This is a genomic window from Clostridium isatidis (assembly GCF_002285495.1).
GTDB classification, from domain to species: Bacteria; Bacillota; Clostridia; order Clostridiales; family Clostridiaceae; genus Clostridium; species Clostridium isatidis.
Window position 1 is genome coordinate 1,186,243 of record NZ_CP016786.1, and the last position, 13,740, is coordinate 1,199,982.

The following is a 13,740-nucleotide window of genomic DNA, read 5'->3' on the forward strand; positions in this document are numbered from 1 at the left end:
TCAAATTTAAGTGACATAATAATTTATTAATAAAAGCACAAGCTATAACTTATGTAAATAAATTAGTAACTTGTGCTTGTTATTATTATTCTACTGATATTAAGAAATAATAAAGAGGTTGTGCTCCTCTATAACATTGTACATCTAAATCTTCATATTTATCTTCTATTTTCTTAGTGAAATCTTCTGCTTCCTTTTCTGAAACATCTGCCCCATAGAATATAGTGATAAGCTCACTGTCTTCATCAATCATTTCTGAAAGCACTTCCTCAGCAACATCACAGTAAGAAGTTCCTACCTTCTTTATTTTACCTTCTATAAGACCTAAAATATTTCCTTCTTCTATTTTAATTCCATCTACTTCAGTATCTCTTACAGCATAAGTAATAGATCCTGTTTTAACCATTTCTATAGCTTCTTTTAAATTTTCTACATTCTCTTCTACCTCTGCTTCAGGATTAAACATTGTTAAACATGTTATTCCCTGAGGTATTGTTGTTGTTGGAATTACCCTAATATCTTTATCTGAAATTTCTGCAGCTTGATTTGCAGACATTATTATATTCTTATTATTTGGAAGTACAAAAATATGTTCAGCATTTAATTTGGAAACAGCATCTAATATGTCTTGAGTAGAAGGATTCATTGTTTGACCACCTTCAATTACATGATCTACACCTAAGTCCTTGAATATATTACTGATACCATCTCCCATTGCTACTGATACAAAGGCATATTTTTTCTTTTCTACATCTAAAACTATTTCTTCAGTAAAAATATCATCTTGTTCTACATTAGCCTTTTTATATTCTTCCTTAGTCAAAAGCACTTCTCTATGTTCTTCTCTCATATTATCAATTTTAATTTTTGACAGCTCGCCAAGCTTTACAGCTTTTGATAAAACTAAACCTGGATCATTTGTATGAATATGAACTTTTATTACATCCTCATATCCAACAACTATTTGTGAATCTCCTAGCGGAGTTATTTCATCTCTAAATTGGTTAGCCTTTTCTGCATTTCCCATAATGATGAATTCTGTACAGTATCCAAATTTAATATCTATATCTTCTGTTCCCGATGCTCCAGCAGCTTTAGCACTTGCAGGTTTAACATCTTTAATTTCAGCTTTTATGTCATCTCTCAACGCCTCATACATAGCATTAAATATTATATATAAGCCCATTCCACCAGAGTCAACTACATTTGCCTTCTTAAGAGCTGGTAATAACTCAGGAGTTTTGTCTAACATTTTCTTAGCTTCATCTACAACAAGCTTCATTAAATCTACAATATCTTTTTCATCACTATCAATTGCTCCATCAGCAGCAGCTCTAACAACTGATAAAATTGTACCTTCAGTTGGTCTCATAACTGCTTTATAAGCTGAATTGCTACCTTCTTTTAAAGCTATTGCAAATCCTACCGAATCTACTTCATCTTTATCTGCAAGACCTTTTGAAATACCTCTTAGAATTTGTGAAAGGATTACTCCTGAATTACCTCTTGCTCCCATTAAAGCACCTTTAGCAAGTTTCTTAGAAGTTTCACCAATAGATTTAGAATTTAATCCTTCTATTTCTTTTACCGCAGCCTTAAAAGTTGCAGACATATTAGTGCCTGTATCTCCATCTGGAACAGGGAAAACATTTAAGGAATTCACATATTCACTTTCCTCTAATAATTTATTACTAGCATGAACAACCATATTATAAAAATCATGGCCATTTATTTTATGATATTTCATCTTTTAACCTCCTAGACTCTAACTGCTTGAACATTTACTGTAACAGATGAAACCTTTAATCCAGTAAAGTTTTCCACACTATAACGTACCTTTTGTATAATATTACTTGCTATAACAGAAATTTTTGTTCCGTATTCTACCATAACAAATAATTCTATTATTAATTTATTATCATCAAATTTCAATTTTACGCCCTTACTTAAATTTTCAATTCTCATTAATTCCCATAAACCTTCTGTTGCATTCTTAGAAACCATACCAACTACTCCATAGCATTCCATAGTTGATAATCCAACTATTTTAGCAAGTACCTCTTCAGAGTATTGTATATTTCCAATTTCATTTGAATATCCTACCATACAGAATCCTCCTTTACATTTCCTTACACTATATTTTATATTACTTATTTCCATTATTCAAGTAAATATTATACATATGTATTATATGATAATCTTTGTTACTATATAAATTTTTCTATAATTTAAAAGTTTTATCTTTTTTTCTTCTTTTCTATTGCTTTTATTATGGTAGTTATGTTAAAATCTATTTTGTCCTATTGAAGAGAATTTATCTTCGAAAATAAGGAGGTGTTTTCAAGTGGCAAGAAGATGCGAAGTTTGTGATAAAGGAGTTATTTCAGGATCTCAATACTCCCATTCACATCGTCAATCAAAGAGAACTTGGGCTCCTAACATAAAGAGAGTAAAGGCTTTAGTTAATGGAACACCAAAAACAGTTCATGTATGTACAAGATGCCTTAGATCTGGAAAGGTTCAAAGAGCAATATAGTTCAAATAAAAAATGCAATTGATAACAATTGCATTTTTTATTTTACGAAAATTTCTATGTCCTATCTTTCATATGTAGGTTTACTTTTTCCTTCTAAAAAATTTTATAAAGTTTGATATAAATTTAGGCAGCTTTATAGCAACTATTTTCATTTTTACCTCCTAAAAAACACTTACCTCTTTATATACATTTTATGCAAATAAAAGAAATAAGTGCCTCTTAATTTAATCTTTTGAATATAATATCATTAAAATTCCACTATCAAAAATTAATTCAATATTTTTATCCAGAAATTCATTTGAAGTTGTAATTCCATCTTCTATTTTTAAATTATAATTATTAAGTTCATATTTTGCACCTTTAATAGTTAGATTTTTTACTAATCCAGAATAAGCTTTAAAAGAAACTATTTGACCTTTTTCACCTTTTATTTTTATATTCTCCTTTGCTAAAAATACTTTATTATATTCATCTTCTATTACTACTAATACACCTTTTTCTAGTCCTTGAAGCATAAGTCCTAAATTACTTAAAGTATGATCTAATCTTGTTCCAGTAGCCCCAAGAAAAATTATGTACTTAGCTCCCTTATCAATAGCAAAATCTAAAGCCACCTTACTATCTGTATCATCTTTCTCTCTTTTTAATTTAATTTTTTCTATTCCTAGTTTTTCAAAATAATTTAAAGTTAAAATATCTGCAGAGTCAAAATCCCCTAATATATAATCAGGCTCTATTTTATATTTATATAAAATATCACAGCCCCTATCTACACCAATAATTATATCAGCATCCTCTGATTTCTCTTTTAAAAGCTCGTAACCAGGTGGATTCCCTCCGCTTACTATTAAGGCTTTCATTTTATTCTCCTCTTATAGCTTTTATATTTTCTTCTATATTACCATCTTTAAATATGGCTGAACCTGCAACCAATACATTAGCTCCAGCATTAATAATATCAATTGCATTACTTCTATCTACTCCACCATCAACTTCAATTAATAAATTAGGATTTACCTTCATACTCATTTCTTTAACTTCCTTAATTTTATCTATTGAGTATGGGATAAATTTTTGTCCTCCAAAACCAGGATTTACAGACATTATTAAAACTAAATCTAATTTACATAATATATCTTTTAATACATAAGTCGGCGTCCCTGGATTTAAAGAAACTCCTGCCTTTTTACCCTTTGATTTTATATATTCAATTGCCCTATCAATATGTTTTTCAGCTTCATAATGTATAGTTATTATATCTGCACCTGCATCTATAAAATCATCTAAATATCTTGAAGGACTTTCAATCATTAAATGCACATCAAAAACCTTAGTTGTTTTATTTCTTATTGACTTTATTACAGGTAGTCCAAGGCTAATATTGGGCACAAAGTTTCCATCCATAACATCAATATGAATAAAATCTGCCCCTGCCTTGTCTAATCGTATTACATCATCACCTAATTTTGAAAAGTCTGCTGATAATATTGATGGTGAAATTTTTACCATTTGTTCTTCCTCCTATCTTTTATTTCTTCTAAAACTCTTATATAAAAATTATACCTATATTCATTAATTTTTTCATCCTCTAAGGCCTTTTTTAACTCACAGCCAGGTTCTTTATAATGGAGACATCCCCTATACTTACATTCATTATTATATTCTTTAAATTCAGGAAAACAATATTTTAATTCCTCTTCCTCAATAAAATCAATAGTTATATTTGAAAAGCCAGGACTATCTACTAAAAATCCTTCCTCAATTTCAATTAACTCACTATGTCTAGTTGTATGCTTACCTCTTCCAATTTTTTCAGAAACTTCACCAGTCTTCATATGTGTCCTGTTTAATAGTGTATTTATTAAAGTTGATTTACCTGCTCCAGAAGGACCACATAAGACTGTTACATTGTTCTTTAATCGCTTTTTAAGCAGTTCTATTCCTTCTCCTTTTTTAGCATTAATAAAAAGTACATCATAACCGATAGCCTTTATCTTACTTTCAACTTCTTTCTTTTCCTCTTCACTAGCTAAATCTATTTTATTTAAACATACTACTGCTTTAATATTATTGTATTCACAAATGATTAAAAATCTATTTAACAAATCATAATTTAGATCTGGATTTTTTATTGCAAAAACAACAAAAGCCTGAGTAACATTAGAAACTGTTGGTCTTTCAAGATAAGATTTCCTTTCTTTTATGTCATTTATTACTCCCTTGCCATTAGAAATTTCTATTGTAACATCATCTCCAACTACAGGCTTTAAATCTTTATGTCTAAATATTCCTCTCGCTTTACATTCAATTATACCTTCATTAGTTTTTACATAGTAAAATCCACCAATTCCTTTTACTATTTTTCCTTCCATATTACCTCCAAGATTATATTTTTCTTTTCTATTTATAATAACCAAATTATATAAAAAATTGCAAATAATTTTTATAAAAAAATCAGCCATTGGCTGATTTTTTTATTGTTGTGGTTTATTTTCTTCTTGTTGATTTGTTTCTTTTTGCGTATTAAGTGTTACAGTTCCACCTTCTTTAACTGTTTCTGTGAAAGATACTACTATTGCATCATCATCTTTTGGGCCTTTAATGTCTATTCCTAAACCTGCAACTTCAAGTCTTGCCTTTGCAACTGAAAGAGTCTGTCCTTCGCTTAAACCTATTTCTTTTCGAACATCAATTATTCTCTCTTCAAATTTACCAACAATTATAGTAATTGGAGTACCTTCCTCAACTTTATTGCCTGAAATAGATTGAGATAATATTATACCATCTTCTGCTTTATCATAAGTTGTTTTAGTCTCTACTGTAACAGTTAACTTTAATGCTTGCAAATCTCCTTTTCCATCTTTTTCAGATTTGCCAACAACACTTGGTACTTCAACTAATTTTACTTCCGGTCCTTTGCTAATAATTATTTGAATTGCTGCATCCTTTTTAATTTTTGTTTTGGCTGCTGGATTTTGTCTAATTAAATAACCATATTCTACATCATCACTAAATTCTTCTGTAATAGTATAATTTGAAAAGCCCTGGGTCTCTAAAATATGTTTAATATTAGTGATTTCATAGTTTCTAAAGTCTGGCATATTATAAGTTTCTTCTCCACCAGAAACTACCGCTTTTATACTGGTATTTTTCTTAACTTTAGTACCTTCTTTAGGATCTATACTTAATATTGTATTTTCTTCCTTATCACTAACTTCTGTTTTTATTATTTCTAATCTTAAACCTATTTTCTCTAATTCCTTAACTGCATCTTCTGACTTTAATCCAACGAGCTTAGGAACCTCTACTTCACTATTTCCTCCTCCAACAGCTAAATAATAACCAACAAATAAAAGAAGAATTACTCCTAATATGGAACCTATTGTTATAAAAACCTTCTTTTTAACATTTTTCTTCTTCTTTGGCTTTTCTTTTAAATCTTCATCATATTCTTCATCATATTCTTCATCATCATAATAGTCATCATCTTCATTAGTATCCTCTTGGATATAGTTTTCTTTTTCTTTATTTTGGTTTTTCCCTAAAATAGGTGACATAACTATTGTTCTTTCATCATTTTGCTCTTTGTTATCACCAATAATAACATCTGGATTTTCTTTTATTTTATTTAAATCTTGAATTAGTTCCTTTGCATTTATATATCTTTTTATTGGTTCTTTTTGAATAGCTTTTAATATCAAGTTATTTAAACTTGACGGAATTGATGAATTTAAATTCTTCGGAGGTATAGGATCTTCTTGTATATGTTTTAAAGCTACGGTAACTGGTGAATCTCCCTCAAAAGGTAAAACTCCAGTAACCATTTCATATAGTACTACTCCAAGAGAATAAATATCAGTTCTAAAATCTATATATGTTCCTCTGGCTTGTTCTGGTGAAAGATAGTGTGCTGATCCAATAACACTAGTGGTATTTGTTATTGTTTGTGAATCTACTGATTTTGCTATTCCAAAATCGGTAACCTTTATTTCCCCTGATTCAGTAACCAAGATATTTTGTGGCTTTATATCCCTATGAATTATGTTATTTCTATGAGCACAATCTAAAGCTTTAGCAATTTGCAATGCAATGTTTATTGCTGTAGTATATGACAGTTTTCCGTTAAATTTAATTAAATCCTTTAAAGTTTTTCCATTAATATATTCCATTACTATATAATCTATAGTATCTTGAGTGCCAACATCTAAAATATTAACTATATTTGCATCTGATAGGTTAGCAATAGCTGTAGCTTCTTTTTTAAATTTCTGCGAAATTTCCTCATTATCTGCAAATTGCTTTTTAAGTACTTTAACTGCAACAAATCTATTTAATTTATGACACTTAGCCTTATATACTTCAGACATGCCCCCTTCGCCTATTTTTTCTAGGATCTCATATCTTCCACCAAGAATTACTCCTATCATATTACACCTCTCCTCCAACTAACATTACAGTTATATTATCTCTTCCACCATTTTTCTTTGCTAAGCTTACAAGATTTTCACATATATTTTGTAAGTCTCCATCCTTTGCTAATTCCTTAGATATTTCATCTAAACTTACTTCATTAGTTAATCCATCAGTACATAATATAAATAAATTATATTGTAACTTATCAATATCAAAAATATCTATATCTACTTTTTTATCTGTTCCAATAGCTCTTGTAATTATATTTTTATTCGGATGATTTTCTGCCTCTTCCTTTGAAATACTACCGGAATCAAGAAGTTCTTGTACTAAAGAATGATCCTTTGTTATTTTGTAAATTTCTTTATCCTTAATTCCAAAACAAGCACTATCTCCAACATTAGCAACCTGAATAAATTCTTCAGTTATATAGCAAGCCACTACTGTTGTCCCCATACCATTGTAGGTTGAATCTTTATAAGCTAAATCATAGACCTGTTTATTTGCATATTCTATTGCAGATCTTAAAAGTTCTTTATCTTTTCCATTTTTATAATTATTTTTTATATATTCTACTAGAGCCTCACCAGCTGTTTTGCTAGCAACTTCCCCAGCATTATGTCCGCCCATTCCATCAGCAACAACATAAATTTTAAAATCTTTGTTCTCATAAAATTCAAAATAATCCTCATTTAAGCTTCTTATATTACCTAAATCAGTTTTTACACCAACCATACATCCCACTCCCTTAATCTCTACCTTCTAAGTATTTTCTCCTTAACTGACCGCAAGCAGCATCAATGTCACTACCCATTTCTCTTCTTACTGTTACTTCAATTTTATATTTATTAAGGGTTCTTTCAAATTCTTCAATAGTTTTCTTTGAAGGTCTTCTTAATGTATTTTCTTTAATTTCATTCACTGGAATAAGATTTACATGACATAACCTTCCTTTTAATAATTGTGACAATTCAATAGCATCTTCTACACTGTCATTTATCCCTGAAACTAGAGAATACTCAAAGGTTATACGTCTTTTTGTTTTTTCTATGTAATAATCACAGGCTTTTAATATTTCGTCTATAGAATATTTTTTAGCTATTGGCATAATCTCTCTTCTTCTTTTATCATTTGATGCATGTAAAGAAATAGCAAGGGTAATACTATATCCTTTATCAGCCAACTCATATATTTTAGGTACCAACCCACAAGTTGATAAGGTTATGTGCCTTTGTCCAATATTTAATCCATAATCTGCGTTTACTAATTCTATAAACTTTGTAACATTATCAAAATTATCGAGGGGCTCTCCACTACCCATTAAAACAATATTTGATATTCTTTCACCAATTGTCTCTTGAGCTAAAAGAACCTCTGCAAGCATTTCACCAGCTGTAAGATTTCTAATTCTACCCTCTAATGTAGATGCACAAAATTTACAACCCATTCTACATCCTACCTGAGTAGATATACAAATTGAATTTCCATGTTTATATTTCATTACTACGCTTTCAATAATATTACCATCATTAAAAGCAAATAAAAATTTAGTAGTTTTATCTAGTTTAGATTCGTATTTATGAACAATTTTAGGCTTTTCTATAGAGAAACTATTATTAAGTTTCTCTATAGTAGTCTTTGGTAAATTCTTCATATCTTCAAATTTCCAAACACCTTTATATATCCATGAAAATACCTGCTTTGATCTAAAAGCACTTTCTTTATTTTCCTTCATCCAATTTGAAAGTTCTTCTAAGCTGTAATTTAATATATTATCCATTTGTTCCACCTATTTTTTCTTCTTTAATTTTGCGATAAAGAAACCATCCATTGATTCATTTGGTAATATAGTTAAACATCCTTCTTTGCTATATAAAAAGTTATTATTTTTCCCAATAAATATTTTTTCTATTTCTGCATCCTTATATTTAGATAAAAACCATTCAATATTTTCTTCATTTTCTTCTTTATTTAAAGTACATGTAGAATATATAAGGATTCCCTCTGGTTTTAAATATTGCCATGCATTTTCCATTATATCTCTTTGAATTTGAACAAGGTCTTTTAACTGCTGTCTTGTTTTATTCCATTTAATTTCTGGTTTCTTTCTTATAATTCCAAGACCTGAACAAGGTACGTCAATTAATACTTTATCAGCAAAACTAATATAGTCAGTATTTAATTTAGCAGCATCCATTTGATAAGCTTCTATATTATTTAATCCTAATCTTTCTGCATTATCTATTATAAGAGACAACTTATTTTCATGTAAATCAAAGGCTAAAACTCTACCAGTATTATTTAATAATTCTCCAATGTGGGTAGTTTTTCCACCAGGTGCTGCACATAAATCTAGTACTGTATCTCCTTCTTTTAAATCAAGTAAAGGAGCTACTAACATTGCACTTTCATCTTGGACTGTAATATAACCCTGTTGAAATAATTCATTATTTTCAATGCCCTTTCCACCTTTTATTGAAATAGCTTCCGGGCAGGCATACCCTTCTTCTATGTTATAACCTAATTCTTCTAATTTTCCATAAACTTCTTCATAGTCTGCTTTTAATTCATTTACTCTTACTGTAACCTTTGGGGTTTCATTTAAGCCAGCCATTATCCTCATGGTTCTTTCTTCACCATATTGTTTAATAAAAAGTCTTATCATCCAAGGTTGAAAAGAAAACTTATAAGCTAACTCATTAATTCTATTGCCTGGAACTACTATTTCCTTCTCGTCTTTTATATAATTTCTTAATATTGCATTTACTAATTTGGAATCTTCTTCAGAAACAGTTTTTGCATCTTCCACAGCTTCATTACAAATTGCATATTCCGGTATTTTATCTAAAAAGTATAATTGATATATTGCAATTCTCAATATATTTAAAGTAGTATTATTAATTAATTTTATATCCTTAACAAAATTACTTATTATTACATCTAATGTCCCTTTTCTTCGTAATGTACCATAAACTATTTCAGTTATAAGTCCTTTGTCTTTATCACTTATTTCATTGTTATTAAATTCATTAGATAGAATTAAATTTGAATACGCTCCTTCTTCTAAGACTCTTTGCACAATTTGTCTTGCAATTTTTCTACTGTTCATTTTAATACCTCTTTATTTATAAATTAAGCTATATAGCTAAATTATTAATTATAGCTATTTATGCTCCTATTTAGATTAAACTAGCTTTTCGTTTGTTTCAATTTTATTACCATTTATATATTGCTCAATTGTTAATGGCTTTCCGTTTGGAAATTGTATTTTCTTTATTAATAGTATCCCATCTGATGTAGCCACTTTAATACCAGCTTTAGAAACATCTATTATTGTACCAGGTTCTTTACTAGAATGCTCATTTAGTAAAACACTTTCAAAAATCTTCATGTTTTGCTCTTTATAGGTTGTATGAGCAATTGGCCATGGATTAAGTCCTCTAATTAAATTATGAATATCTTTAGCAGAATTATTCCATTCAATTTTTCCTATTTCTTTATTTAACATTTTCGCATAAAAATTTGTTTCCTCAGGCTGTTTAATAGCTTTTATGCTATTATTTAATAATCCTTCTATCGTCTTAACAACAAGGTCAGCTCCTCTATCTTTTAAAATATCATGAAGCTCCCCAGCAGTCATATTTTCTGTTATTTCTACTTCATCCTTTAAAAGCATATCTCCTGTATCTAAACCAACATCCATTAACATTGTTGTATTTCCTGAAACTCTCTCACCCTTAATTATTGACCAGTTAATCGGCGCTGCTCCTCTAAATTTTGGAAGCAATGAGGCATGTAAATTTATACATCCATATTTAGGTATATCTAATACTTCTTTTGTCAATATTTGACCATAAGCTACTACTATTATAAAGTCTGGCTTTAAACTTTTTAAATATTCAATTGCTTCCACATCTTGCTTAAGCTTAACTGGTTGAAAAATTTTAATATTATTTTCAAGGGCAACTTCTTTAACTGGAGAAAAGGACATCTTTTTTCCTCTTCCCTTTGGTTTATCTGGCTGAGTAAATACACTTTCAACACCATAGGCAGATATTAGTTTTTTTAAAGTTGGTACAGCAAATTCAGGTGTACCCATAAATACTATCTTCATATTACTTCATCCCTTACTATTTTAAATAATCAATATATAACTTTCCATCTAAATGATCATTTTCATGAAGAATTGCTCTTGCTAATAATTCTGTAGCTTCTAAAACAAACTCTTCTCCTTTTTCATTTAATGCTTTGACTTTTACATAGTTTGGTCTTTCAACTTCAGCTTCTTCATTAGGGATACTAAGACACCCCTCTGGTCCTAATTGAGAGCCAGAAACTTCTAATATTTCTGGGTTAATAAATACCCTTAATCCATTATCATCATAAACATCTATAACAAATATCCTTTGAAGAATACCAACCTGAGGTGCCGCTAAGCCTACCCCATCAGCTTCATACATTGTATCAGCCATATCTTGAATTAATTTTAATGTTCTATTTGTAATTTCCTTTACAGGCTTACATTTTTTTCTTAATACTTCGTCTCCATTTATTCTAATATTTCTAATAGCCATCTTTTACCTCCTAGCTTAAACTATTTGGATTAACATCCAAACTAATTTTAATATCATTATATACATTCTTATTTAATTGATAAACTCTATCTTTTATTTTATTGCAAAACTCTAAAGATAAATCACCTTTTAACAGTATTTGCCATCTGTAATTTTCTTTAATTTTTAATATAATACAAGGCACTGGTCCAAGCATCTCAATATTCAAATACTTCTCTGTAATCTTAAAAAGTTCCACTTTTAACTTTTTCATAAAATCTATTAGTATTTTTTCATTCTTTGATGAAACATTAACTAATAATATTTTAGCAAAAGGCGGATAATTCATCAAACCTCTCATTGTAAATTCTTCTTTATAAAATCCCTCATAATCGTATTTTTTAGCATATTCTATACTATAATGCTCTGGATTATAGGTCTGTACAATAACTTTACCTTCCTTATCTCCTCTACCAGCTCTGCCTGAAACTTGAGTTATTAATTGATAGGTTTTTTCTGAAGATCTATAGTCAGGTATATTTAAAGACATATCTGCTGCTAAAATTCCAACTAAGGTTACATTATTAAAATCTAAGCCTTTAGACACCATTTGAGTTCCAATTAGTATATCAGCCTCTCCCTTTTTAAAGGCATTATAAATATATTCATGAGAATTTTTATTTCTTGTGGTATCAACATCCATTCTCAATATTTTAGCATTAGCAAAATATTTTTTTATCTCTTCTTCAACTCTTTCTGTACCTGCTCCAAAATGCTTTACATATTTACTCTTACATTTTGGGCATAACTTTTCTTGTCTTTTAGTATAACCACAGTAATGACAGTTTAATAAACCATTTTTGTGATATGTTAAAGATATTTCGCAGTTAGGACATTTAAAAACATAACCACAGCTTCTACAAGAAACAAAAGTTGAAAATCCTCTTCTATTTAAAAATAAAATAATTTGTTCTTTTTTTCTTAATTTTTCCTTAATTTCATGCATCAATTTTCTGCTAAACATGGATATATTTCCACTATTTAGTTCTTCTCTCATATCTATTATTTCCATTTTAGGCATTGCTTTATTGTACACCCTATTTTTTAACTCAATTAATTCTATTTCACCTGATAAAGCCCTATAATAAGTTTCAATTGCTGGAGTTGCTGAGCCTAAAATAACTTTACAATCTCTTATTTGGGATATAAATTCTGCCACTTCTCTTGCATGATATTTAGGATTTTGTTCTGATTTATATGTATTTTCATGCTCCTCATCTAAAATTATTATCCCCAAATTTTTAGCTGGTAAAAACAAGGCGCTTCTTGCTCCTATTATTAACCTTGCTTTTCCTTCCTTCACCCTATACCATTCATCATATCTTTCTCCATCCGAAAGTTTACTATGAAAGACAGCAACTTCCTTACCAAATCTACCTTTAAACCTTTCTATCATTTGAGGAGTTAAAGAGATTTCTGGTACTAAAATAATTGCTGACTTTCCAGTCTTTAGTGCGTCACTTACAGCATTCATATAAACTTCCGTTTTTCCTGAACCTGTTACCCCCTTTAATAAAAAAACTCTATTCTTTGATTCTCTAATAGTTTTTATAGCATTTTGCTGTTCTAGGTTTAAAAACTTTTCACTGTAAGTATTATATTCCTTTATGTTATATCTATATACTGTTTCTTCCTCAACCTTTAAATATTTCTCTTTAATTAATTTATTGATTTTATATAAAGATAAAGAAAAATTTCTTACCAGTTCACTTTTAGTAAATTTCCCATCATTTTTTTCTATAATAGATATAACATCTTTATATCTTTCATATATATTAACATCATATTTTTCTCTATTTATTGTGATAATCATTTTATGTTTATTTTTTATTCCTTTTAATATTCCTTGAGGAATAAATAATCTTATTGCATCTATATATTTACATAAATAATTATCTTTTAAATAATTTACTATTTTCAAATCATCTTCTGTTAAAATTGGGTCAAGTATTTCAATTTTTTTAATTTTCTTTATCTGAAATTCCTTTATTTCTTCTCGTTCTATTAATTTTATTATAAAACCATCAACTGAAGTTCTGGTGCCAAAAGGAACCTTTATCCATTGACCAACCTTTACCAATCCAATAAACTCCTCTGTGATTTCATAAGTAAAAGGTTTATCTATATCTAAAGCATCACTATTTATAATAACTTCTGCATATAATTTCAAATTAATCA

At 28.9% G+C, this 13,740-nt stretch carries 13 protein-coding genes; 1 reads left to right on the top strand and 12 read right to left on the bottom strand.

The window, feature by feature from the left end:
* Positions 1–85: 85 nt before the first annotated feature.
* Together BEN51_RS05625 and BEN51_RS05630 are read right to left on the bottom strand one after the other, a co-directional pair.
* On the bottom strand, positions 86–1,747 hold the full coding sequence (locus BEN51_RS05625; protein WP_119865100.1) for a DAK2 domain-containing protein: 1,662 nt from the start codon (positions 1,745–1,747) through the stop codon (positions 86–88).
* An 11-nt stretch (positions 1,748–1,758) separates the two neighbouring features.
* Positions 1,759–2,106, bottom strand: a complete 348-nt coding sequence (locus BEN51_RS05630; protein ID WP_119865101.1) for an Asp23/Gls24 family envelope stress response protein — start codon at positions 2,104–2,106, stop codon at positions 1,759–1,761.
* A gap of 238 nt (positions 2,107–2,344) precedes the next feature.
* Here BEN51_RS05630 and rpmB point away from each other — a divergent pair, with 238 nt between their 5' ends.
* Complete coding sequence (rpmB, locus tag BEN51_RS05635) at positions 2,345–2,536, top strand: 50S ribosomal protein L28 (RefSeq protein WP_119865102.1); 192 nt, start codon at positions 2,345–2,347, stop codon at positions 2,534–2,536.
* 224 nt (positions 2,537–2,760) lie between these two features.
* Here the strand turns inward: rpmB and BEN51_RS05645 are convergent, their stop codons facing one another.
* The 10 genes from BEN51_RS05645 to priA all read right to left on the bottom strand — a co-directional run bounded on the left by BEN51_RS05645 (position 2,761) and on the right by priA (position 13,732).
* The gene (locus BEN51_RS05645; RefSeq protein ID WP_119865103.1) at positions 2,761–3,396 is read right to left on the bottom strand and encodes a thiamine diphosphokinase; all 636 of its coding nucleotides are present in this window, start codon (positions 3,394–3,396) and stop codon (positions 2,761–2,763) included.
* Position 3,397: 1 nt separating this feature from the next.
* Positions 3,398–4,045, bottom strand: coding sequence for a ribulose-phosphate 3-epimerase (gene rpe / locus BEN51_RS05650; protein ID WP_119865104.1), 648 nt, complete (start codon positions 4,043–4,045; stop codon positions 3,398–3,400).
* Positions 4,039–4,908, bottom strand: coding sequence for a ribosome small subunit-dependent GTPase A (gene rsgA / locus BEN51_RS05655; RefSeq protein ID WP_119865105.1), 870 nt, complete (start codon positions 4,906–4,908; stop codon positions 4,039–4,041). The genes rpe and rsgA overlap by 7 nt, the downstream gene beginning before the upstream one ends.
* A gap of 102 nt (positions 4,909–5,010) precedes the next feature.
* A complete protein-coding gene (gene pknB, locus BEN51_RS05660) occupies positions 5,011–6,963 on the bottom strand; it encodes a Stk1 family PASTA domain-containing Ser/Thr kinase (protein ID WP_119865106.1) in 1,953 nt (650 codons plus the stop codon).
* Position 6,964: 1 nt separating this feature from the next.
* Positions 6,965–7,684, bottom strand: a complete 720-nt coding sequence (locus BEN51_RS05665; protein ID WP_119865107.1) for a Stp1/IreP family PP2C-type Ser/Thr phosphatase — start codon at positions 7,682–7,684, stop codon at positions 6,965–6,967.
* 13 nt (positions 7,685–7,697) lie between these two features.
* Positions 7,698–8,729, bottom strand: a complete 1,032-nt coding sequence (gene rlmN, locus BEN51_RS05670; protein ID WP_119865108.1) for a dual-specificity RNA methyltransferase RlmN — start codon at positions 8,727–8,729, stop codon at positions 7,698–7,700.
* A 9-nt stretch (positions 8,730–8,738) separates the two neighbouring features.
* Positions 8,739–10,058 (bottom strand): 16S rRNA (cytosine(967)-C(5))-methyltransferase RsmB, encoded by a 1,320-nt coding sequence (gene rsmB / locus BEN51_RS05675; RefSeq protein ID WP_119865109.1) that lies wholly within the window; start codon positions 10,056–10,058, stop codon positions 8,739–8,741.
* 75 nt (positions 10,059–10,133) lie between these two features.
* Positions 10,134–11,063: a methionyl-tRNA formyltransferase gene (gene fmt / locus BEN51_RS05680; RefSeq protein WP_119865110.1), complete on the bottom strand. Its 930-nt coding sequence runs from the start codon at positions 11,061–11,063 to the stop codon at positions 10,134–10,136.
* Between the two features lie 16 nt (positions 11,064–11,079).
* A complete protein-coding gene (gene def, locus BEN51_RS05685) occupies positions 11,080–11,523 on the bottom strand; it encodes a peptide deformylase (RefSeq protein ID WP_119865111.1) in 444 nt (147 codons plus the stop codon).
* A gap of 10 nt (positions 11,524–11,533) precedes the next feature.
* Positions 11,534–13,732 (bottom strand): primosomal protein N', encoded by a 2,199-nt coding sequence (gene priA / locus BEN51_RS05690; protein ID WP_119865112.1) that lies wholly within the window; start codon positions 13,730–13,732, stop codon positions 11,534–11,536.
* Between the last annotated feature and the right edge of the window lie 8 nt (positions 13,733–13,740).